The sequence below is a fragment of the Stenotrophomonas sp. YJH_SMC_58 genome (assembly GCF_059369635.1).
The window spans coordinates 59,669-79,497 of the sequence record NZ_JCAFSW010000004.1 but is presented as its reverse complement, the minus strand read 5'-3'; the positions used below and the strand labels follow the sequence as shown (position 1 = coordinate 79,497).

Here is a 19,829-nt window from a genome sequence, read left to right as displayed (position 1 = left end):
CGGCAAAAACTGCTCCTGCGTGCCTCGTAGAGCGCCATCCATGGCGCTCTGCGCCCCCGCCTGCCCATCCCACCCCGCCTTCGACAGTTTCCGTGCGCTGTTGGTGGGTGCCGACCGTTGGTCGGCACGGGACCGGATCCCTGTTTCTGCTCTGGTAGGTGTCGACCTTGGTCGACACGATGTGTGCGGAAGAATTCTCTGCCCATGAAAAAGCCCGCCGGATACCGGCGGGCTTTTTCGTTTGCAACTTTGGCGTGGCGATCAGGTCCAGCCGAACAGCTCGAACAGCTTCAGGATCAGGTACGCACAGCCGCCGGCTGCCGGGATGGTCAGGATCCAGGCCCAGACGATGCGTTCGATCACGCCGAACTTCAGCGAGCGCGGGTTCTTGGCGAAGCCGACGCCCATGATCGCGGTGGAGATGCTGTGCGTGGTCGAGACCGGCATGCCGAAGTGGGCGGCCAGGGTCAGGATGGTGGCCGAGCTGGTCTCCGCGGCGAAGCCGTGGATCGGGTGCAGCTTGACCATCTTGTGGCCCAGGGTCTTGATGATCTTCCAGCCACCCGAGGCGGTACCGGCAGCCATCACCACCGCACAGGTCAGCACGATCCACATCGCGATGCCGTCACCGGCATGCGCATCCGGGTGCATGAAGGCCAGCCAGGACGGCAGGTCATCCAGTGCGCCGGTGGCTTCTGCACCGATCAGTGTCATGGCGATGATGCCCATGGTCTTCTGCGCATCGTTGTGGCCGTGGGCAAAGCCCATGTAGGCCGCCGAGGCGATCTGCGCCTTGCCGAAGAACGCGTTGACGATGCGCGGGCGGGCCAAGCGGCCGATGGCGCCACCGATCCTGGCCAGGCCGGCAATCAGGCCCCACAGCAGCACCATCACCACGATGCCGAGCAGGAAGCCGGCGATCGGCGAGGTGATCATCGGCACGAACACCTTCCACAGCAGGCCCTTGTTCTGCGCCCAGCTGCCCAGGCGCTCGGACCAGATCAGCGCGTCCCAGTTGTTGTGGGCGGCCGCCAGGCCGGCGCCGCAGAGGCCACCGATCAGCGCATGCGAGGACGAGGACGGCAGGCCCTTCCACCAGGTGATCAGGTTCCAGATGATGCCGCCCAGCAGCGCGCACAGGATCACCTGCGGGGTGACCTCGACCACGTTGGTGTTGAGCAGGCCCGAAGCGATGGTCAGCGCCACCGCGGTGCCGGTCAGCGCACCGATGAGATTCATGAAGGCGGCCAGCATCACCGCCCAGCCAGGCGAGAGCACCTTGGTCGCGACCACGGTGGCAATGGAATTGGCGGTGTCGTGGAAGCCGTTGATGAACTCGAAGACGAGTGCGGCCAGGATCACCACCAGGACAAGGGTCAACATGCGGCGGCGTCCGTCAGCTGTTCTTCAACACGATCTGGTACGCCACCACGCCGGCCTCGCGGCAACGGTCGATGGCCTTTTCCAGGATCTCGAAGAATTCCTTCAGCAGGAACATCTGCAGGTTGTCCAGGCGGCCGGAATAGATGTCGCGGTACAGCTCGAGCATCAGGCGGTCGGCCTCGTTTTCCAGCGAGCGCAGCTTCTCGTTCAGCGCGGTCATCCGGTCCAGGTTCATGTGGCGCAGGTCGGCCACCATCTCCACCACCACGCCGGCGGCCTGTTCCAGCATCGCCGCGCGCGGCGCGAAGTCGATGTGCTCCAGGTGGGTCGTGGCCAGCGAATAGCGATCGGCGAACTTCTCGATCTGCTTGGGGATCTTGTACAGGGCCGAGCCCAACGCTTCGATGTCTTCGCGCTCGATCGGGGTCATGAAGCTGTCCACCAGCGCCTGGCTGATCTTGTCGGAGGCCGCGCGCTCGCGCAGGCGGGCCAGCTTGAAGGCGTCCAGCGCGGGCTGGCGGTCGGCCTCGCGCAGCATGGAATGCAGCGCCTTGGCGGCGTCGGAGGCCGCGACGGCGGCCTCATCGAGCAGGGTGTAGAACTGTTTGCCGGAACCGAAAATGGTCTGCAGAGAGAACATTGAGAAACCTGTCAGCCGTCGCGGGAAGGACGGCACCAGACGGAATTATGACGGCTAGATGACCATCACGGGTATCCCCGCCCCCTTTCCGGGGCTCGGAACCCTGAACCTGAACAGGCGGTTGCCACCCTGCCATGCCCCTTTGCTAAGATGCCAGCGCGCCTTCGGGCGCATCCTATGGACGACGACCCTTATCCCCCAGCGCCGCGCCGGACCCCGTTCCTGAGCGCCTGCCGCCATCGCAAGCACCCGCCCTCCCTGCCACCAACCGGGGACGACGCCCGTGTTTGAAATGATCCTGATTGTCTTCGCGCTTGTTCTGCTGAACGGCTTCTTCGCCATGTCCGAGATGTCGGTCATGACCTCGCGCAAGAGCCGCCTGAAGCAGATGGCCGCCACCTCCAAGCGCGCGGCCAAGGCGCTGGAGCTGTCCGAGAAGCCGGAGAGCTTCCTGTCCACCGTGCAGATCGGCATCACCGTGATCGGCGTGCTGACCGGCTACCTCGGCGGTGAAGCGCTGGGCGAAGCCTTCGCCGGCTGGATCCAGGGCCTGATGCCGGGCTTCGCCTATGCCGGCAACATCGGTACCGCGCTGGCGGTCAGTCTGATCACCTTCATTACGCTGATCTTCGGCGAACTGGTGCCCAAGCGCCTGGCGCTGACCCGTTCGGAGGCCATTGCCGGCCTGGTCGCGATGCCGATGAGCTGGCTGGCCAAGCTCGCCCTGCCCTTCGTCTGGCTGCTGTCCAGGACCACCCAGCTGGTGCTGCGCCTGTTCGGCCTGGGCAAGGATGAAGTCGCCTCGGTGACCGAAGAAGAGATCCGCATGCTGGTCGCCGAAAGCCACGAGGCCGGCGTGATCGATACCCACGAGCGCGACATGATGAACCGCGTCATGCGCCTGGGCGACCGCACCGCCGACAGCCTGATGACCCCACGCAACCGCATCGCGTGGCTGGATACCCAGGCCGGGCTGGAGCGCAACCTGGAAATCATGGCCGAACACGAGTTCTCCCGGTACCCGGTGTACCGCGACAACGACATGGACGTGGTCGGCGTGCTCGAACTGAAATCGCTGGCCACGCGCATGGCGCGCGGCGACAACGCGCTGTTCCAGACCCTGCGCGAACCCCTGTACGTCTCCGAATCGACCCACGCGATGAAGCTGCTGGAAATCTTCCGCGAGGAACAGCAGTCGATGGCACTGGTGGTGGACGAGTACGGCGAGATCCAGGGCCTGGTGACCATCAGCGACCTGATGGGCGCAGTGGTTGGCCGCCTGCAGGCGGTGGAGAACGCCGACGAGGACGCGCTGGTGGTGACCCGCGAAGACGGCTCGCTGCTGGTGGACGGATCGCTGCCGATCGAAGACGTGCGCGAACTGATCGGCAGCAACGACCTGCCCGACGCCGAGGACGGCGACTACTACACGCTGGCCGGCATGTGCATCCATTACTTCGGCCGCATTCCGCACGCGGGCGAGTACTTCGACTGGGCGGGCTGGCGCTTCGAAGTGGTCGACCTCGACGGTGCGCGCGTGGACAAGCTGCTGCTGCGCACGTTGTCCGACGAGCAGGCCGATGAGCTCACCGCCTGAGGCCGGCCAGGGTCCGGGCGCCGAGCGCCCGACCTACCGCAACGAGGGCATCCGTACCCTGCTGGAGATGTTTGCCTCTGGCGATCCCGCCGAGCACATGCCGCTGGGCCAGATCCTCGGCAACCTGCAGCAGAGCGCGTTCGGCGTGTTCCTGTTCGTGGCGATCCTGCCGTCGTTCATCCCGATCCCGGGCATGGGCGGCGCGGTCAGCGGCCCACTGGTGGTCCTGATCGGCCTGCAGATGCTGTGCTGCCTGCGCCGGCCCTGGCTGCCCGGCTTCATCGCCCGCCGCGGGCCAAAGCGCGGCACCATGCATCGTTTCCTGGACCGCATCGATCGACCGCTGCGGCGCCTGGACAAGATGCTGAAACCCCGCCTGCCGCAACTGCTGACACCGCTGCCTGCCCACGCCTTCAGTGGCCTGCTGCTGGTGTTGCTGGGCCTGCTGCTGTCGTTGCCTATTCCCTTCACCAATTTCCTGTTCGGCTTCCAGCTGCTGCTGTTCTCGCTGGCGCTGCTGGAACGCGATGGCGCCCTGATGCTGTTCAACTGGATCGCCGCCGTGGCAGCGATCGCGTTCTTCGGTTTCAGTTCGGGGCAGCTGGTGGGTTATACGGTGGAGCTGTTCCAGCGCTGGTTCTGAGCCGGAATCCGGTAGAGCCGGCCGCTGGCCGGCTGCCACGTTTCCAGGTTTGCCGGCCAGCGGCCGGCACTACCAATACCGGACGTCGGTCATCACCGAAGATCAATGAAACCGTTGTCGGCCAGCGCCGCCGGTTCGTCCTGCACCGCCGACAGCACGAAGGTCAACGCCTTGCCCAGCAGCGTGCCCGGACCGTCCCAGTACTCGGCACTGTCGGCGCGCACATGGATCAGGCGAAGGTTGGGGTCATCCTTGCCACCGGGGAAGAACAGCTTCATCGCCGGTGACCACAGCGCCTCGATCTTCGCGCGATCGTCGACCACGCGTGCCCGCCCCGCCACCGACACATAGGTGTTCTTCGAGGGCGAGGCATACGCCACGTTGACCCGCGGGTCGAGCGCGATCTCGGCCACCTTGGGGCTGTCGCCGGTGATCACGAACCACAGGTCACCGTCGAAGGCGACCTGCTGGGTGGCCAACGGCCGGCTGTAGAGGCGGCCGTCGACGCCGGTGGTGGTGAACATCGCCACCTCCACGTCCTTGATCAGTTCGGCCAGCTGGGCGATGTGTTCGGCACGGGTGTCGGCCATGTGGGGGCTCCTTCGATATGAGCCCCCATCAGACGCGGTTCGGCCGCAATGGGCCGTGACGCAATTGTTCAGCCCGCGTGGCGGGCGTGCCAGGCCTGCATGGTGAGTTCGAACGAGCGCAGGCGCGCGCGGGGGTCGTACAGGTTGGCGGTGAGCATCAGCTCGTCGGGCTTGTGCCGTTCGACGAACGCGGCAATGCCCTCCGCCACCTGCTGCGGATCGCCCAGCACGGTGCAGGCCAGCGCCCGCTCCACGCCCAGTTTTTCGTGCGGCTCCCAGAAGGACTCGATGTCGTCGATCGGTGCCGGAATCTTGCCCGGTCGGCCGCGACGCAGGTTCACGAAACTCTGCTGCTGGCTGGTGAACAGGCGCCGCGATTCGGTTTCGCTGTCGCTGGCAACGACGTTCAGGGCCAGCATCGCGTGCGGCTGCTTCAGCGTGGCCGAGGGGCGGAACTCGCGGCGGTACACAGCAACGGCTTCATCCATCGCGTCGGGTGCGAAGTGCGAGGCGAACGCATACGGCAGGCCCATCGAGGCGGCCATGCGCGCACCGAACAGGCTCGAACCGAGGATCCAGGTCGGCACCCGCAGGCCGCCACCCGGAACCGCCTGCACCGCCTGCCCGGGTTGTACCGGCTCGAAGTAATGCAGCAGCTCGCGCACGTCCTGCGGGAACTGGTCGGCGCTGTCGAAGTAGCGGCGCAGCGCACGCGCGGTCGGCTGGTCGGTACCGGGTGCACGGCCCAGGCCGAGGTCGATGCGGTCCGGATACAGCGAAGCCAGCGTGCCGAACTGCTCGGCCACCTGCAGCGGGGCATGGTTGGGCAGCATGATGCCGCCGGCACCGACGCGGATGCGCTTTGTGCCACCGGCGACGTGGCCGATCAGCACGGCGGTGGCCGCACTGGCGATGCCCGGCATGTTGTGGTGTTCGGCCAACCAGTAGCGGCGGTAGCCCAGCGCATCGGCGTGCTGGGCCAGTTCCAGCATGTTGGCGAAAGCGGCGGTGGTGTCACTGCCCTCGCAGACCGGGGCCAGGTCAAGGATCGACAACGGGATCATCAGGCGTTTTTCCGTCACAGGATCCCCCATGCATGGGGTCGGCCAGGCGCCGCGGCCAGTGACGGTGGCGGGATGCTGATTCCCGTGTGGCGGGTTCAGGGCTGACCGGGCCGATCCGGGGTGCCCTGATGCGCGCCAAGCGCGATTGGTAGTGCCGGCCGCTGGCCGGCATACAGGTAGATGGCTTCGCAGCCGGCCAGCGGCCGGCTCTACCGCGGAAGCGTCAGAACGCGCTGGGGCGCGGCTCCGGCAGCGGCTGGTCGACCATCGGCTTCAGCTCGGCATCCAGCGCCACGCGCTCATCGAACACGAAGCAGCGGCCTTCGTAGCCTTCGCCGCCCACCTCCTCGAAGTAGCCGAGGATGCCACCGTCCAGCTGCAGCACGTTGTCCATGCCGTCGTTGACCATCCACAGCGCCGCCTTCTCGCAGCGGATGCCGCCGGTGCAGAAACTGACCACGGTGCTGTCTTTCAGCGCCTCGCGGTGCGGCGCCAGCGCCTCGGGCAGGTCGGTGAACTTGTGAATCGGCAGCACCAGCGCATCCTTGAAGGTGCCGTACTCCACTTCCTGCAGGTTGCGGGTATCGAGCATCACCACCGGCTTGCCGGCGTCGTCATGCCCCTGCCGCAACCAGCGCTGCAGCGTGGCCGGATCGACCGCCGGCGCGCGCGGATAGTCCAGCGGCTGACCGTCGTCACGGCGGAAGCTGATGATCTCGTCCTTCACCTTGGCCTTCAGCCGCGCGAACGGCTGATGTTCACTGAAGCTGGTCTTGACCCGCATATCGGCAAACCGCGCGTCAGAACGCAGCGCCGCGTAGAAACCCTCGACCGCCTCCGGCGCACCCGCCAGGAACAGGTTCAGCCCCTCGCCCGCCACCAGGATCGTGCCCCGCAACTGCGCCGCCTCGGCACGCGCCAGCAACTGGTCGCACAGGGCCTGGGGAGCGTCGATGACGGCGAAATGATAGGCAGCGGTATTGGCGATCATCCTGGCATTTTAGCGCCTCCCGCCCCTCCGGGCAGATTCAGGGGTCAGAGCCCTCTGCGCAGCAGAGGGACCCGACCCCAAGCCCGGCAAACAACCGGAATCTGTCATGGGTGGGGCGGTGTGGGCAGGCGGGGGCGCAGAGCGCCATGGATGGCGCTCTACGAGGCACGCAGGAGCAGCTTTTGCCGTCCCCCGCCTGTCCACACCGCCCCGCCCTCCCACTGAAGCCCGGCTTTTGACGTTGCTGTTGCCGTTGCGTCTGCGGGTGCCGGGTGCAACCCGGCCAGAAGCCCCATTACCCCCGCAACAGCACGAACGGCAGCAGCACCAGCGCCGCCGCACCGGCCATCCCCAGCAGCACCAGCACCACGTAGACCGGCCGCCGCCGGAACAGGCTGCCGAAGGTCTCCGCCGTGCCATCACGCAATGCCTGCTCACGCTCGGCACGGATGCGCGGCCCGCGTTCGGCCTGGTATTCCGCCATCAGCGCCTTCGCTCGTGGATGATCAGCGTCCTCGCGCAGCCACAGGCCACCATTGGAGATGCCCCAGGGGCTGGGTTCGGTGCGATACCAGGCGATGTCGTGCTGGTCGAGCAGCGTGCAGACATCGGCATATTCGTCGTCGCCGACATTGCGCAGATTGAGCAGGAGTTTTGCCATGCCCCCATGATACCCGGCGCCGATGCGCTACCCTTGCCGCCCTCGCCCTGCGCCCTTCCGGAGACGCCCGATGCGCCGCCTGCTGCTTCCCCTGCTGCTGTCCCTCGCCGCCGCTGGCTGCACAACCGAACCGTCCGGCCCACCGCCCGGCGGCACCCTGACCACCTTCGAGCGCATCGATACCGTGCCCGGCACCGGCACCGAAGCCGTTGCCGGCAGCAAGGTCACCGTGCACTACACCGGCTGGATCTACGACAACCGCACCGAAACCAAGCACGGCAAGACCTTCGACAGCTCCTTCAAGCACGGCGAACCGTTCACCTTCGCACTCGGCGCCGGCCAGGTCATCCGCGGCTGGGATGAGGGCGTGGCCGGCATGAAGGTCGGCGGCAAGCGCACCCTGATGATCCCGCCGGATTACGGCTACGGCGACCGCCGGGTTGGCCCGATTCCGGCCGGCTCGTCGCTGGTGTTCGATGTCGAGCTGCTCGATGTCAAACCGTAATGCCGCACCGCTTCCGCGGGTCGCCGTCATCGGCGGCGGCCCGGCCGGCCTGTTCGCCGCCGAGCGCCTGCGCGCCGCCGGTCTGGAGGTGGACCTGTACGAGGCCAAAGGTTCGCCCGGCCGCAAGTTCCTGATCGCCGGCAAGGGCGGGCTCAACCTTACCCATTCCGATCCGCGTCCGCTGTTCGACAGCCGCTACCGCGAGCAGTCCACGACCGTGGGCCGCTGGCTGGATGGCTTCGATGCGCAGGCATTGCGCGACTGGGCCGGCGGTTTTGGCGTGGAGACCTATGTGGGCAGCTCCGGCCGCGTGTTCCCGGTCGACCGCAAGGCCGCGCCGCTGCTGCGTGGCTGGGTGCGCCGGCTGAAGGAACAGGGCGTGCGCCTGCATGCCAACCACCGTTGGATCGGCTGGAGCAACGACGGCGCGCTGCGCTTCGCCACCGAAGCCGGCGAGATCGATGTCCACGCCGATGCCACCGTGTTGGCGATGGGCGGCGGCAGCTGGCCGCAGCTGGGCAGCGACGGCGCCTGGGTTGCACCACTGCAGGCCCGTGGCGTGGACATCGCGCCACTGCAGTCAGCCAACTGCGGCTTCGACGTGGACTGGACCCCGTTCTTCGCCCAGCGCAATGCCGGTGCACCGCTGAAGCCGGTGGTCGCGCACTGGATCGACCTGGCCGGACAGCCACAGTCGCTGCAGGGCGAATGCGTGGCCAGCGAGTACGGCATCGAAGGCAGCCTGATCTATGCGTTGGCGGCGGACCTGCGCGAGACCATCAACCGCGATGGCCACGCGATGCTGTGGCTGGATCTGGTGCCGGGCCGCGACGAGGCGCGCCTGCTGGCCGATCTGTCACGCCCGCGCAAGGGCCGCAGCTTCGGCGAGCACCTGCGTCGCCAGGCGGGCCTTGATGCGGTGAAGGCCGCACTGGTGTTCGAGATTCTGGGTAAGGAAGCCGGCAACGACCTGCCTGCCGTGGCGGCTACGCTCAAGCGCCTGCCGCTGCGCCTGCTGCGTCCCCGGCCGATGGCCGAGGTGATCAGCACCGCCGGCGGCGTGCGCCTGGATGCGCTGGATGATGGCCTGATGCTGCGGGCCGTGCCCGGCGTGTTCTGCGCCGGCGAGATGCTGGACTGGGAGGCGCCGACAGGTGGCTACCTGTTGACCGCGTGCTACGCCAGTGGCCTGCGTGCCGCCGAGGGCGTAATCAGGTGGCTGGCCGGGCGGTGACGCCTGCATTGTAGAGTCGAGCCATCCTCGACTGCCTTACAGTCCCCGGGCGCTCACCATGGCCTGCGCATGCTCACCGAAGCCAGCGCCACGCCGCTGGGATGCGGATAGACCTCTTCGCGCACGCTGATGAATCCCTGCCGTTGGTAGAACGGCACCGCGTTGAGCGAGGCCGACAGCACCACCTCACGCTCACGATCGGCCATTGCCAGCAGGCGCTGCATCAGCGCCTGGCCGATTCCCTGGCCGCCACGATCAGGATCAACGAACAACGCGTCGACTTCATTGGCATCGGCATCGAACACACCGAAGCCAAGAAGGCCGCCCTGCCCATCCTCGGCCACCACGCAGCCGCCCTGCCCCAGCAACCGCGCGTACTGCGACGGCGGCGGCGAGGCCGACCAGGGCGCAATCACTTCGGGCGGATAATGGCTGCTGCAGGTCTCGCGCACGCAACGCGTGCGCAACGCCCACAGCGTGGCCACGTCATCCGTGGTGCCGATCCGGAACCGCATGGCATCTCCTTGCAGCGTCGAGCCATGCTCGACGGTTCTTCGTTCCAACATCGCGATGAGAGAAGCAGCCGAGCATGGGCTCGGTTCTACAGCAACACGTTATCGCGACTTGCTGGCCCGCAGCGCCTGGATCTTCGGCGGCGGCTGGAAGGAATCGCTGCGCGCATCGGCCCAGAACGCATGGAACACGGCGTGGTCCGGCACCTTGTGCAGCAGCTCGCCCGGTTCCAGGTAGCGGTACAGCGAGGCCAGCGAACGGATCTCAACAGGCGAAACCCGACGCAGGATATGCTCCGGACCCAGTTCCGCCGGGTCGTTCAGGCCCGCGGCACACAGCAGTTCCTTCAAGGCATGCAGCGTGTGCTCGTGGTAGCTGTACACACGGGTGGCCTTGTCCGGTGCATCCAGATGCTTCCAGCGCGCCGGGTCCTGGGTCGCGATGCCGGTGGGGCACTTGTCGGTATGGCAGCTCAACGACTGGATGCAGCCCAGCGCGAACATGAAGCCGCGGCCGGCATTGCACCAGTCGGCACCCAGCGCGATGGTGCGCGCGATGTCGAACGCACTGGTGATCTTGCCGGCTGCACCGATGCGGATGCGCTCGCGCAGATCGAGGCCGACCAGGGTGTTGTGCACCAGCAGCAGCGCTTCGTGCATCGGCACGCCGACATGATCGACGAACTCGGCCGGCGCCGCGCCGGTGCCCCCTTCGGCACCGTCCACCACGATGAAATCCGGCAGCAACCCGGTTTCCTGCATCGCCTTGGCAATGCCGAACCACTCCCACGGGTGGCCGATCGCCAGCTTGAAACCGACCGGCTTGCCACCGGACAGCTCGCGCAGGCGGGCGACGAACTGCAGCAGCTCGACCGGTGTCGAGAACGCCGAGTGACGCGACGGCGACACGCAGTCCACGCCCATCGGCACGCCACGGGTCACCGAGATCTCGGCAGTCACCTTCGGCGCTGGCAGCACGCCGCCATGACCCGGCTTGGCACCCTGCGACAGCTTGATCTCGATCATCCTGACCTGGTCATGGGTGGCATTGGCAACGAAGCGTTCCTCGCTGAAACCACCCTTCTCGTCGCGGCAACCGAAGTAGCCCGAGCCGATTTCCCAGACCAGATCGCCGCCCATCTCACGGTGATAGGGCGAGATCGAACCTTCGCCGGTGTCGTGGTAGAAACCACCACGCCGTGCGCCTTCGTTCAGTGCGCGGATGGCATTGGCCGACAGTGAACCGAAGCTCATCGCCGAGATGTTGAACACGCTGGCCGAATAGGGCTTGGCACAGTTCGGACCGACCAGCACGCGGAAGTCATGCTTGGCGATGGCAGTCGGCGCCAGTGAATGGTTGATCCATTCGTAGTCCACCGCATAGGTGCTGCGCAGGGTGCCGAACGGTACCGTGTCCATCTCGTTCTTGGCGCGCTGGTAGATCAGTGCACGTTGCTGGCGCGAGAACGGCACGTCCTCCAGGTCACTCTGCACGAAGTACTGGCGGATCTCCGGGCCGATCGATTCCAGCCCGTAGCGGAAGTGCGCCATCACCGGATAGTTGCGGCGCAGCGTGCTGCGCTTCTGCAGCAGGTCCCAGGTCCCCAATGCCACCATCGCGGCAGTCAGGCCGACGCCCCAGTACCAGGCCGGCCAGATCGTGGCCAGCCACAGGCATATCGGGAACATCAGGATGGCGAGCAGGTAGACGATGTACCGGTGCATGGCTTTCCTCGGTTGCAACTGTTCCCGAGTCTACCGCGCCGCTCGCTGCCAAGGCTTACAAACGATCGTCAACCACGTTACGCGGCCAGGCCGATTTGACGTCGTAGACCAGGCCGCCTGGCGCCAGCAGCGCCCGGATTGCGTCTTCATCCATTGCCTTGAAACGGGCGTGGGCCACCGCCAGTACCACCGCGTCATAGCGCCCCGCCCCGGGTTCGGCCAGCCAATCCAGGCCCTCGCCGGTCAATGCCGCCGGGCCGACCCACGGGTCGCTCACCTCCACCTGCGCCCCCGCATCGCGCAGGCGCTGGGCCAGTTCCAGCGCGCGGCTGTTGCGCAGGTCCGGGCAATCCTCCTTGAAGGTCACGCCCAGCACCAGGATGCGTGCCTCCGCCGGTGCACGGCCACGCTCGGCCAGCATCGCCAGCACGCGCGCCGCCACGTGCTCGCCGACGCGGTTGTTGACCTGCCGCGCGGTGTGGATCAGGTCCGGGTGGTAGCCCACGCTTTCGGACTTGTGCAGCAGATAGTACGGATCGACGCCGATGCAGTGACCGCCAACCAGGCCTGGTCGGAACGGCAGGAAATTCCACTTGCTGCCAGCGGCGTCCAGTACGTCCTGGGTATCGATGCCGAGCCGGTCGAAGATCAGCGCCAGCTCGTTGACCAGCGCGATGTTGACGTCGCGCTGGATGTTCTCGACCACCTTGGCTGCTTCGGCCACGCGCATCGACGGCGCCGGGAACGTACCGGCATCGATGATGCGCTGGTAGAGACCATCAATCACCGCAGCGACTTCCGGGGTCGAACCAGACGTGATCTTGCGGATGTCGGCCAGGCGCCGCTGGCGGTCACCGGGACTGACCCGCTCCGGGCTGTAGCCGCAATAGAAGTCTTCGTTGAAGCCCAGGCCCGAACCCTGTTCCAGCAGCGGCACGCACACTTCCTCGGTGGTGCCGGGGTACACCGTGGACTCGTAGATCACCAGATCGCCGGCGCGAAGATGACTGGCAATCAGCCGTGTCGCCGAACGCAGGGGCTCCAGGTCGGGCTGCTCGTATGCATCGATCGGGGTCGGCACGGTGACGATATAGACGTTGCAGGCATCGAGCAGCGAAGGATCGCTGCCGTACTGCAGATGCGTGGCTTCGGCCAGCTCGTCGGCCTCCATCTCCAGCGTGTGATCGCGGCCACCGCGCAGCTCTGCGATGCGGCCGGCATCGATGTCAAAGCCCAGTGTCGGCCAGTGCCGGCCAAACGCCACCGCCAATGGCAGGCCGACGTAACCCAGGCCGATCACGGCGAAACGCGGCGTCACCGCCGCCGCAACGGGCACGCTCATCGGCATGTCCCGTGCACCGGGCGAAACCGGATGCGTGCCGCCATGGCTTGGGCCAACCCACTCATTCGCTGTACCACTCCGGAAAACCCGCACCAGAAAGGCTACAGCCTACCGGCCCCGGTACCCCGCCGCCAAGGCGGGCTCAGGAACCCAGCGCGACCGCGGCGGGTTCCAGCTCGCCGTCGGCACCGGTCCAGGCCTGCAGCAGGCGCTCGAAACCACCGCTGCCAAGCAGGAAACCCGGCCACGCCGCGTCAACGATCTGGGTCAGCAGGTCCGCATCGATCCGCCGCGTCCCCATCGACCAGCGCGGGAACGCACGCTGCACCACCGGCGCGCGGCACAACAGCCTCATCTGCGCGTGGCTGCGTGCATTGAAGATGCGCTGGAACACCGAATCGATGCCATCTTCGGGGCCTTCCAGATACTGCAGGAAGCGGCTGCCGTCGAACATCAGGACACCGGTGACACCGGCTACACGATTGAATGCCGTGGCGTCGGCCAGCAGGCGATCAAGATCGGTTGTCCGCAGATCGGCGCGGGCCTCACTGGCATAGGCAATCGCGTGCAGCGACATCGGGTGGCTCCCCCCCTGGGAACGGTGGCTGGGACTATGACATGAACAGGGATAACAGTTAAGCACGTCGCTCACGCGCAATCCGGCTGCAGCGACACGGGTAGGCTACAATCGGCGCCGCGCTGCAGGCCCGGATGGCGAAACTGGTAGACGCATCGGACTTAAAATCCGCCGGGGGCAACCCCATGCCGGTTCGATTCCGGCTCCGGGCACCACACGCATGCAGCACATCCCGCTTTCAGATCGCCCGCGAGTAACGTGGCTGCTCATGTGCGGCACGCAGATACGGGTCGAAGCACATTGCCAGCAACCGCAGCAACGGTCGCCCGGGTTCGCTCGCACGCACCACGCCATCGCGGTATTCGGCCAGGCCATCTTCCTGCAGCCGCTGTACCGAACGCAGGTCCTCGGCGAAGTACTGCTGGAAATCCACGCCGTGGCGCTGCCCCAGCACCGCACCATCCACCTCGCCCTGGCACATCAGCTGCTGGATCAGCTCCGCGCGCAGCTGGTCGTCGGCACTCAGCGCGACACCGCGCCAGACCGGCAACTGCCCCTGGTCCACCGCGTCCTCCCAGGACGCCAGGTCACGTGGATTCTGGCTGTAGGTGGCGCCGATATGGCTGATCGCACTTACGCCCAGGCCGAGCAGATCGGTATCGGCGTGGGTGGTGTAACCCATGAAGTTGCGATGCAGCTGGCCAGCACGCTGCGCGCGTGACAGATCCTCTTCCGGCAATGCGAAATGATCCATGCCGATGTACTGGTAGCCAGCCGCAGAGAGCTTCTCCACCGCCAGGCCCAGCAGCGCCAGCTTGTCTTCCGGCGACGGCAACCGGCTTTCGTCGATCTGCTTCTGCGCCCGGAAAAGATGCGGCAGGTGCGCATAGCCATACACCGCCAGGCGGTCCGGGCGCAGCGCCAGCACCCGTTCGAGGGTGCGGCCGAATCCTTCCAGGCTCTGCCCGGGCAGGCCGTAGATCAGGTCGACGTTGACCGAACGCATGCCGCTGTCGCGGCAGGCGCGCAGGATGTCCAGTGTCTGCTGCACGCCCTGTATGCGGTTGATCGATTCCTGCACCTGCGGGTCGAAATCCTGCACGCCCAGGCTGGCCCGGTTGAAGCCCAGGCGCGCCAGCATGGCGACGTCACGGGTGTCGATGAAGCGTGGATCGAGTTCGATCGAGAAATCGCGCTGCGGTGAATCGCTGAAATCGAAGCGCCTGCGCAACCCTTCCACCAGTGTGGTCATCGCCTCGGCATCGAGGAAGTTCGGCGTACCACCGCCCAGATGCAGCTGGATGACCTCGCGACCGTCCTCGAACTGTGGTGCCAGCAGATCGGCCTCGGCCAGCACGCGCGACACATAGCTGTGGCCACGGCCGCGATCGCGGGTGATCACCCGGTTGCAGCCGCAGTAGAAGCACGGGCTGGAACAGAACGGCACATGCACGTACAGCGACAGCGCGCGGGCCAGCTGGTTGCTGTCGGCGATCGCCTGGCGCAGCGCCGGCGCGTCGAACCCATCATGGAAATGCGGCGCGGTCGGGTACGAGGTGTAGCGCGGGCCCGGCCGGTCGTGCCGGCGCAGAAGGTCGGGGTCGAAGGTCCAGGCCAGGCCACCAGCGGCGGGAGAGAACGTGTCCATGGCGCCAGCATCGCGCCGGGCGGCCTGCGCCGCCTTGACCCAGATCAATCCTTGGCGGGCATCGCCAGCACCGGCAGGCCGACCTGCGGCCATCGCAGCATCTGGTAGCGCTTCCAGAAGGTGTCACCGATGCGCGCAGCCACGTCGTTGGCCAGCTCCTCCATCGGCGGGTTGTCGCATTCGGCGGTGGTGATCCGGAACAGCACCAGCCAGCGGTCGAACAGATCCTTGTCCAGCTGGATGGCCATGTGCTTGGACATCGGCGAACCCTTGAAGCGCCGGGTGCCGCGCAGCATCGCCGACCAGAAGTCGACCAGCTGGGCCAGATGCTCCGGCCAGTCGTGGACGTGGGCCTCGAACACCGGCCCCAATCGCTCCTCCCCGCGCACGCGGGCGTAGAAGTCGTGGACCAGGCGGGTCACTTCCTGCTCGGTGCACAGCTCGGGCGAGGCGACAGGAAGGACAGGCGGCGTTGCGTTCATCGGGGTACCCAAAGCGTGCCGGCAGTGTGCCGCAGCCGGCCGGCACCACCGTTGATCCAGATCAATGTCGGCGCAGTCCGCTGCACCTAGGCTGGCACGCTTGCAGGAAGCATGCCCTGCGGATGCCGCGCCAACCCAGGCGAGTATACGCGCCGCCCACTTTTCGATCCGGGACAGCATGAACAGACCCTCTCCCAACCGTCGCCAGCAGTTGATCCAGCAATGGGGCGCGATCCTCTGGCCCAGCTTCATCGCTGCCGGCCTGGCCAGCGTGGTGTTCTTCGCCTTCGTCGACCCGCTGCGGTTGCAGGCCATCAGTTTCCCGGGCACGCAGATCAGCCGTGAAATGGGCTACACGGCCGGCTTCTTCATGTTCTGGACGGTGACGGCGCTGTCCAGCGCGATCACCTGGTACCTGCAGCGACCGATGCCCAGCGGCGACGACGACGAGTTGCCGCTGGGATGAGTACGACCTGCACACCGAGACCACGGCACTGGCGCGGCACGCTCAGCGCCGCCTTGCTGGTGCTGTTCTACGCATTGCCATGGCTGCGCTGGGATGGCCGCCAGGCCTTGCTGCTGGACATCAACGCCCGCCGCTTCGATCTGTTCGGCTGGACGCTGTGGCCGGGAGACGTCGGGGTGCTGGTCGGCCTGCTGGCGGTGCTCGCGGTGGGGCTGGCACTGCTCACCCACCTCACCGGGCGCATCTGGTGCGGCCACGCCTGCCCGCAGACACTGTGGCGCCGTGCCTTCGACTGGATCGCCGACGGCATGGCCCGCACGCTTCCGGCACGCGTTGCGCGCGCAGCCACACAGCTGGCCTGGGGGCTGCTCTCGCTGTGGACCGGCATCACCTTCGTGGGCCTGTTCAGCCCGATCGCCGAGCTGGTGATCGCAGCGCCGCGCGCCGGCTGGAGCGGCTGGGAAACGTTCTGGGTGCTGTTCTATGCCGCCGCCACCTGGGCAAACGCCGGCTTCCTGCGCGAGCAGGTCTGCCGTTCGCTGTGCCCGTTCGCACGCATGCAGCCGCTGCTGACCGATCCACATACGCCGCGCATGCTGTACGACGCCCGCCGCGGCGAACCACGCGGGCCTCGCCCATCCGGCCTGGGCGGCGTGCTGGGCCGTGGCCGCGGCCTGCTCGACCCGACCACTGCACAGGACTACGTGTTCCGCGCCGCGCATCCGCTGCTGGCCGGACCGATGCCGACCTTCAGCGCCGACCGTCTTGGCGATTGCACCGATTGCGCGGCCTGCATCAGCGCCTGCCCGATGCAGCTGGACATCCGCCAGGGGCCGCAGGCCGACTGCCTGGCCTGCGGCGCCTGTCTGGAAGCCTGCGCACGGCAACAGCACCGGGCCGGGTTCGGTCCGGGGCTGGTGCGCTACTGCAGTCCGCAGGCGATGGCCGGACAACCGAAGCGCTGGTGGCGACCCCGGACCCTGGCCCTGCTGTCTTTGCTGCTTGCGCTGCTTGCCTGCGGCGCCTGGCGCCTGCTCTGAATCAACGCGGCCCGTCGGCGTGCGGTGGTACCAGCTGCGCGCGTCGGACAATGCCCAGCTGCTCGATGATCAGCGCCATTTCGTTGGTGAACTCGGTACGCTCGGTCCCCTGCGGGACGAGCCGGTCCAGCACCTGCTGGTAGGTATCCCAGAACGCCGGACCGCACCCGTGTTTGTGATAGCTGGCTTCCAGTTCGCGGCGTACCCGTTCAGCCAAGCCATGCATGCCGTATTCCATACGACCTCCGTTGGACTTGTTCTGCATCGTTGACGGTCTACCGACTCACTTGCGTGCTACTGAAAGACTCCCAGGCTTCACGCCCGGTTGATCCAAATTAGTCACAGATTTCACGACAGGTCAATTACATGCAGCGACTTTCGCGATTGAAATTATTAATCGTTCACGAAACCACATACGGGACCCCGCCCCTCCCGGATGGGGTGAAGCCGACAACGCGACCCAGCCACCTGTCCGGCAGCTGGTAGGCCTCGACAATAGGTACTGCCAGAACGATCAGTTTTTCCTATTTTGCTAAGTGTACTTAACAGAATGCGCTTAGCACGCTAAATGCGACAAAAGGCGGCGTAATTCAGGCGGATTCGACTTCGGCGGCGCCCGTTGCGGGGAACAGGTTCGGGTAGCGCTGATGCAGGATGTACTGCCGCAGAGCGGGAATCGGGAAGTCTTTCGGCCATTGCGATACCGCGGAACGGCTGATGCCGAAGAAGCGCGCCAGCTCCGCATCGGTCTGGAACCCCAGCCGCGTGCGCACCTGCCGCTTGTTCCAGAATTCGGTCATGGTCTGCCCTTTTGTTAACCAGACTTATTCTTGCGGCAAGGATTCTTCGCATTCCACGCGTTAAGCTGGCTTGCATAGATGAATACTCTCGGCCAACGACTCGCCGCCGCCATGAAGAAAGCCGGGCACCCCCGCCCGGCCGATCTGGCCCGCGCCGCCAAATCCACCACGGCAACCATCAGCAACTGGCTCAACGACCATGTCAGTGCGTCCCATGTGAAAGCCGAGCAGCTGTTCCGCATCGCCGATGCGGCCAAGCTGGACGCACGCGAGCTGCTGTATGGAGTGAACGGGCGCGGCGTCGGGGAGCCGGGTAACGCCTACATTCCCAGTCAGGCCCACCTTGACGTCTGGCAGGACGCCTATGAGCTGGTCAGTCACCTGGTGGCCGAGAATGGCCTGGAGATCGACCACCGCCGCCACGCGGCGCTGGACCTGCTCGCGTTCGAACTGCTGATGGATGGCTTCAGCCGCAGCAAGGTGGCCCGCGTGCTGACCACCTCGATGACGTGAATGCACCGCCGCTGGTAGCATGGACCGCGATGGGGATGGGGCTCCCCCGATAACCGCCTGAGAAGGCTGATGGCTCCTGCCAGGACGAACCCGGTGTTCGTCGACGGCAGGTCGTGCCTGCCCTCGGCGTTCGCCATTGACCCTGCGAACCCGCATTCGAGGCACGCCATGCAAGCATTGAACAACTATTTCCTGGTCTTCGTCGGCGGCGGCATCGGTGCCTGCCTGCGCCACGCCTGCAACCTGATCGGCGCCCGAGTGGCCGTCGGCAGCCCCTGGCCGTGGTCGACCTTCCTGATCAACATCAGCGGCGCCCTGCTGATGGGCGTGGTGGTCGAGGTCTTCGCGATGCGCAATGGTGCCTCGCCGCAGCTTCGCCTGTTGCTCGCCACCGGCATCCTTGGCGGCTACACCACGTTCTCTACCTATGCGCTGGAGATCGGCCTGCTGCTGCAGCGCGGGCAGCACGGACTGGCCGCGCTGTATGCCGGTGGCTCGGTGGCGCTGGGCCTGGCCGGCCTGTTCGGTGGCATGAAGCTGGCCCGGCTGGTGCTGGGCTGAGGCTCAGGCCGCGCCAGCACGCGCCTGTCCGCGCCATTCGCGTGGTGACTGCCCCGTGTGCGCCTTGAACGCGCGCGAGAGTGCCGCCTCGCTGCCGTAGCCCACCTCGTCGGCAATCCGCTTCAGCGGCCGGCCCTGGCGCAGCGCCTGCTGTGCCAGCCCGACCCGCCAGCCTTGCAGGTACTGGCCCGGGGTGGTCCCCATCGCCTCGCGGAAGCTGGCGGCGAACACGCTGCGTGACATGCCAGCCACCTCGGCCAGATCTTCCAGCGTCCACCCCTGCGCCGGGGCTTCGTGCATCGCCACCAGCGCCAACCGCAATCGCGGGTGGCCAAGCCCAGCGAACAGACCGCCGCGCATTTCGCCACCTTCCATCAGCTGGCGCAGCACCTGGATCATCACCACCTCGAACAGGCGGTTGACCATCGCCGCGCGCCCGCAACGCTGCTCGAACGCTTCTTCGAACAGCAACTCCAGCGCTGCGTTGCCGCCATACAGCCCAGCCAGCGGCAGGCAGATGAAATCCGGCAACGCGGCGCTGATCGGATTGAGCCGGCCGCCTTCGAAATGCAGGTTCGCGCAGGCCATGTCGGCGCCCTGCTGTGGGTCGGTACTGAAGCGGTGCGGCATCGGCCGCGGATACAGCAGCAGGCTGGGCACATCCACCTGTACGGTCTGCTGGGCATGACTGACCTGCAGCGGGCCACGTCGCACCAGGTGCAGCTGCCCGGCTTCATCCTCACCCTCCAGCGTGTTGATGCCGCACAGCGCACCGGCATGGAACACCGAGGCAGTGACCGCGAAGCGTTCAAGCAGAATGGCGAGACGGTCGACCATGACGGGACTCCGGGTCAA

Annotated in this window: 23 protein-coding genes, 1 tRNA gene and 1 riboswitch; of the genes, 9 read left to right on the top strand and 15 right to left on the bottom strand. The window is 66.5% G+C overall.

All coding sequences use genetic code 11. The features are described 5' to 3' along the window. Positions 1-261 precede the first annotated feature (261 nt). Both AC5P68_RS07020 and AC5P68_RS07015 read right to left on the bottom strand, forming a co-directional pair. The gene (locus AC5P68_RS07020; protein WP_005408993.1) at positions 262-1,383 is read right to left on the bottom strand and encodes an inorganic phosphate transporter; all 1,122 of its coding nucleotides are present in this window, start codon (positions 1,381-1,383) and stop codon (positions 262-264) included. 13 nt (positions 1,384-1,396) lie between these two features. Continuing rightward, positions 1,397-2,023 (bottom strand): DUF47 domain-containing protein, encoded by a 627-nt coding sequence (locus tag AC5P68_RS07015; RefSeq protein ID WP_004152833.1) that lies wholly within the window; start codon positions 2,021-2,023, stop codon positions 1,397-1,399. Between the two features lie 292 nt (positions 2,024-2,315). Between AC5P68_RS07015 and AC5P68_RS07010 the strand changes: the two genes are divergently transcribed. Both AC5P68_RS07010 and AC5P68_RS07005 read left to right on the top strand, forming a co-directional pair. Next, positions 2,316-3,620 carry a hemolysin family protein gene (locus AC5P68_RS07010; protein ID WP_033834122.1) on the top strand — a complete coding sequence of 435 codons (1,305 nt, stop codon included), beginning with the start codon at positions 2,316-2,318 and terminating at the stop codon, positions 3,618-3,620. Continuing rightward, the gene (locus AC5P68_RS07005; protein WP_414497732.1) at positions 3,604-4,263 is read left to right on the top strand and encodes an exopolysaccharide biosynthesis protein; all 660 of its coding nucleotides are present in this window, start codon (positions 3,604-3,606) and stop codon (positions 4,261-4,263) included. The genes AC5P68_RS07010 and AC5P68_RS07005 overlap by 17 nt, the downstream gene beginning before the upstream one ends. Positions 4,264-4,355: 92 nt before the next feature. Here the strand turns inward: AC5P68_RS07005 and AC5P68_RS07000 are convergent, their stop codons facing one another. From AC5P68_RS07000 to AC5P68_RS06985, 4 genes are all read right to left on the bottom strand, one after another. Further along, positions 4,356-4,853 (bottom strand): pyridoxamine 5'-phosphate oxidase family protein, encoded by a 498-nt coding sequence (locus AC5P68_RS07000; RefSeq protein WP_033834120.1) that lies wholly within the window; start codon positions 4,851-4,853, stop codon positions 4,356-4,358. A 68-nt stretch (positions 4,854-4,921) separates the two neighbouring features. Beyond that, positions 4,922-5,917, bottom strand: coding sequence for an LLM class flavin-dependent oxidoreductase (locus tag AC5P68_RS06995; RefSeq protein WP_414497731.1), 996 nt, complete (start codon positions 5,915-5,917; stop codon positions 4,922-4,924). Positions 5,918-6,140: 223 nt separating this feature from the next. Beyond that, positions 6,141-6,908, bottom strand: coding sequence for a sulfurtransferase (locus AC5P68_RS06990; RefSeq protein ID WP_033834118.1), 768 nt, complete (start codon positions 6,906-6,908; stop codon positions 6,141-6,143). A gap of 295 nt (positions 6,909-7,203) precedes the next feature. Next, the gene (locus AC5P68_RS06985; RefSeq protein WP_005412913.1) at positions 7,204-7,569 is read right to left on the bottom strand and encodes a DUF6164 family protein; all 366 of its coding nucleotides are present in this window, start codon (positions 7,567-7,569) and stop codon (positions 7,204-7,206) included. A gap of 70 nt (positions 7,570-7,639) precedes the next feature. Here AC5P68_RS06985 and AC5P68_RS06980 point away from each other — a divergent pair, with 70 nt between their 5' ends. Beyond that, positions 7,640-8,074: an FKBP-type peptidyl-prolyl cis-trans isomerase gene (locus AC5P68_RS06980; protein WP_005408986.1), complete on the top strand. Its 435-nt coding sequence runs from the start codon at positions 7,640-7,642 to the stop codon at positions 8,072-8,074. Next, positions 8,061-9,308 (top strand): TIGR03862 family flavoprotein, encoded by a 1,248-nt coding sequence (locus AC5P68_RS06975; RefSeq protein ID WP_111108377.1) that lies wholly within the window; start codon positions 8,061-8,063, stop codon positions 9,306-9,308. Before AC5P68_RS06980 ends, AC5P68_RS06975 begins: the two co-directional genes overlap by 14 nt. A gap of 53 nt (positions 9,309-9,361) precedes the next feature. On the opposite strand, the gene AC5P68_RS06970 is transcribed toward AC5P68_RS06975, so the two are convergent. The 4 genes from AC5P68_RS06970 to AC5P68_RS06955 form a co-directional block, all read right to left on the bottom strand. After that, positions 9,362-9,823 carry a GNAT family N-acetyltransferase gene (locus AC5P68_RS06970; protein ID WP_024956617.1) on the bottom strand — a complete coding sequence of 154 codons (462 nt, stop codon included), beginning with the start codon at positions 9,821-9,823 and terminating at the stop codon, positions 9,362-9,364. 99 nt (positions 9,824-9,922) lie between these two features. Continuing rightward, a complete protein-coding gene (locus AC5P68_RS06965) occupies positions 9,923-11,545 on the bottom strand; it encodes an FMN-binding glutamate synthase family protein (protein WP_005408983.1) in 1,623 nt (540 codons plus the stop codon). A 55-nt stretch (positions 11,546-11,600) separates the two neighbouring features. Further along, a complete protein-coding gene (locus tag AC5P68_RS06960) occupies positions 11,601-12,887 on the bottom strand; it encodes a nucleotide sugar dehydrogenase (protein WP_005408982.1) in 1,287 nt (428 codons plus the stop codon). 142 nt (positions 12,888-13,029) lie between these two features. Then, complete coding sequence (locus tag AC5P68_RS06955) at positions 13,030-13,464, bottom strand: BLUF domain-containing protein (protein WP_005408981.1); 435 nt, start codon at positions 13,462-13,464, stop codon at positions 13,030-13,032. 128 nt (positions 13,465-13,592) lie between these two features. On the opposite strand from AC5P68_RS06955, the gene AC5P68_RS06950 reads away from it, so the two are divergent. After that, positions 13,593-13,679: transfer RNA gene (locus tag AC5P68_RS06950), tRNA-Leu, on the top strand. A 23-nt stretch (positions 13,680-13,702) separates the two neighbouring features. Here AC5P68_RS06950 and hemN read toward each other — a convergent pair. Next, positions 13,703-15,112 carry an oxygen-independent coproporphyrinogen III oxidase gene (hemN, locus tag AC5P68_RS06945; protein WP_043034401.1) on the bottom strand — a complete coding sequence of 470 codons (1,410 nt, stop codon included), beginning with the start codon at positions 15,110-15,112 and terminating at the stop codon, positions 13,703-13,705. A 44-nt stretch (positions 15,113-15,156) separates the two neighbouring features. Continuing rightward, positions 15,157-15,594 (bottom strand): group III truncated hemoglobin, encoded by a 438-nt coding sequence (locus tag AC5P68_RS06940; protein ID WP_043034341.1) that lies wholly within the window; start codon positions 15,592-15,594, stop codon positions 15,157-15,159. Between the two features lie 178 nt (positions 15,595-15,772). Between AC5P68_RS06940 and AC5P68_RS06935 the strand changes: the two genes are divergently transcribed. Together AC5P68_RS06935 and AC5P68_RS06930 are read left to right on the top strand one after the other, a co-directional pair. Continuing rightward, positions 15,773-16,060, top strand: a complete 288-nt coding sequence (locus AC5P68_RS06935; RefSeq protein WP_005408925.1) for a hypothetical protein — start codon at positions 15,773-15,775, stop codon at positions 16,058-16,060. Beyond that, positions 16,057-17,100: a 4Fe-4S dicluster domain-containing protein gene (locus AC5P68_RS06930; protein ID WP_099527164.1), complete on the top strand. Its 1,044-nt coding sequence runs from the start codon at positions 16,057-16,059 to the stop codon at positions 17,098-17,100. Before AC5P68_RS06935 ends, AC5P68_RS06930 begins: the two co-directional genes overlap by 4 nt. Position 17,101: 1 nt before the next feature. On the opposite strand, the gene AC5P68_RS06925 is transcribed toward AC5P68_RS06930, so the two are convergent. Both AC5P68_RS06925 and AC5P68_RS06920 read right to left on the bottom strand, forming a co-directional pair. Beyond that, complete coding sequence (locus AC5P68_RS06925; RefSeq protein WP_005408923.1) at positions 17,102-17,338, bottom strand: hypothetical protein; 237 nt, start codon at positions 17,336-17,338, stop codon at positions 17,102-17,104. A 352-nt stretch (positions 17,339-17,690) separates the two neighbouring features. Further along, positions 17,691-17,900 carry a helix-turn-helix domain-containing protein gene (locus tag AC5P68_RS06920; RefSeq protein ID WP_005408922.1) on the bottom strand — a complete coding sequence of 70 codons (210 nt, stop codon included), beginning with the start codon at positions 17,898-17,900 and terminating at the stop codon, positions 17,691-17,693. A 111-nt stretch (positions 17,901-18,011) separates the two neighbouring features. On the opposite strand from AC5P68_RS06920, the gene AC5P68_RS06915 reads away from it, so the two are divergent. Continuing rightward, complete coding sequence (locus AC5P68_RS06915; RefSeq protein ID WP_005408921.1) at positions 18,012-18,413, top strand: transcriptional regulator; 402 nt, start codon at positions 18,012-18,014, stop codon at positions 18,411-18,413. Between the two features lie 22 nt (positions 18,414-18,435). Then, a riboswitch (Fluoride riboswitch) is annotated at positions 18,436-18,499 on the top strand. Positions 18,500-18,581: 82 nt separating this feature from the next. After that, positions 18,582-18,974: a fluoride efflux transporter CrcB gene (crcB, locus tag AC5P68_RS06910; RefSeq protein WP_005412844.1), complete on the top strand. Its 393-nt coding sequence runs from the start codon at positions 18,582-18,584 to the stop codon at positions 18,972-18,974. A gap of 3 nt (positions 18,975-18,977) precedes the next feature. On the opposite strand, the gene AC5P68_RS06905 is transcribed toward crcB, so the two are convergent. After that, entirely contained in the window at positions 18,978-19,811 is an 834-nt protein-coding gene (locus AC5P68_RS06905) for an AraC family transcriptional regulator (protein WP_005408919.1), read from the bottom strand. Positions 19,812-19,829 lie beyond the last annotated feature (18 nt).

Coding starts and splice junctions, on each gene's coding strand:
- AC5P68_RS06935 (WP_005408925.1), top strand. CDS start 15,773: ATGAACAGACCCTCTCCCAACCGTCGCCAGCAGTTGATCCAGCAATGG.
- AC5P68_RS06965 (WP_005408983.1), bottom strand. CDS start 11,545: ATGCACCGGTACATCGTCTACCTGCTCGCCATCCTGATGTTCCCGATA.
- AC5P68_RS07015 (WP_004152833.1), bottom strand. CDS start 2,023: ATGTTCTCTCTGCAGACCATTTTCGGTTCCGGCAAACAGTTCTACACC.
- AC5P68_RS06980 (WP_005408986.1), top strand. CDS start 7,640: ATGCGCCGCCTGCTGCTTCCCCTGCTGCTGTCCCTCGCCGCCGCTGGC.
- AC5P68_RS07005 (WP_414497732.1), top strand. CDS start 3,604: ATGAGCTCACCGCCTGAGGCCGGCCAGGGTCCGGGCGCCGAGCGCCCG.
- AC5P68_RS06985 (WP_005412913.1), bottom strand. CDS start 7,569: ATGGCAAAACTCCTGCTCAATCTGCGCAATGTCGGCGACGACGAATAT.
- AC5P68_RS06905 (WP_005408919.1), bottom strand. CDS start 19,811: ATGGTCGACCGTCTCGCCATTCTGCTTGAACGCTTCGCGGTCACTGCC.
- AC5P68_RS06925 (WP_005408923.1), bottom strand. CDS start 17,338: ATGGAATACGGCATGCATGGCTTGGCTGAACGGGTACGCCGCGAACTG.
- AC5P68_RS06970 (WP_024956617.1), bottom strand. CDS start 9,823: ATGCGGTTCCGGATCGGCACCACGGATGACGTGGCCACGCTGTGGGCG.
- hemN (WP_043034401.1), bottom strand. CDS start 15,112: ATGGACACGTTCTCTCCCGCCGCTGGTGGCCTGGCCTGGACCTTCGAC.
- AC5P68_RS07020 (WP_005408993.1), bottom strand. CDS start 1,383: ATGTTGACCCTTGTCCTGGTGGTGATCCTGGCCGCACTCGTCTTCGAG.
- AC5P68_RS06915 (WP_005408921.1), top strand. CDS start 18,012: ATGAAGAAAGCCGGGCACCCCCGCCCGGCCGATCTGGCCCGCGCCGCC.
- AC5P68_RS06990 (WP_033834118.1), bottom strand. CDS start 6,908: ATGATCGCCAATACCGCTGCCTATCATTTCGCCGTCATCGACGCTCCC.
- AC5P68_RS06960 (WP_005408982.1), bottom strand. CDS start 12,887: ATGAGCGTGCCCGTTGCGGCGGCGGTGACGCCGCGTTTCGCCGTGATC.
- AC5P68_RS06940 (WP_043034341.1), bottom strand. CDS start 15,594: ATGAACGCAACGCCGCCTGTCCTTCCTGTCGCCTCGCCCGAGCTGTGC.
- AC5P68_RS06955 (WP_005408981.1), bottom strand. CDS start 13,464: ATGTCGCTGCACGCGATTGCCTATGCCAGTGAGGCCCGCGCCGATCTG.
- AC5P68_RS06930 (WP_099527164.1), top strand. CDS start 16,057: ATGAGTACGACCTGCACACCGAGACCACGGCACTGGCGCGGCACGCTC.
- crcB (WP_005412844.1), top strand. CDS start 18,582: ATGCAAGCATTGAACAACTATTTCCTGGTCTTCGTCGGCGGCGGCATC.
- AC5P68_RS06975 (WP_111108377.1), top strand. CDS start 8,061: ATGTCAAACCGTAATGCCGCACCGCTTCCGCGGGTCGCCGTCATCGGC.
- AC5P68_RS07000 (WP_033834120.1), bottom strand. CDS start 4,853: ATGGCCGACACCCGTGCCGAACACATCGCCCAGCTGGCCGAACTGATC.
- AC5P68_RS06995 (WP_414497731.1), bottom strand. CDS start 5,917: ATGATCCCGTTGTCGATCCTTGACCTGGCCCCGGTCTGCGAGGGCAGT.
- AC5P68_RS06920 (WP_005408922.1), bottom strand. CDS start 17,900: ATGACCGAATTCTGGAACAAGCGGCAGGTGCGCACGCGGCTGGGGTTC.
- AC5P68_RS07010 (WP_033834122.1), top strand. CDS start 2,316: ATGATCCTGATTGTCTTCGCGCTTGTTCTGCTGAACGGCTTCTTCGCC.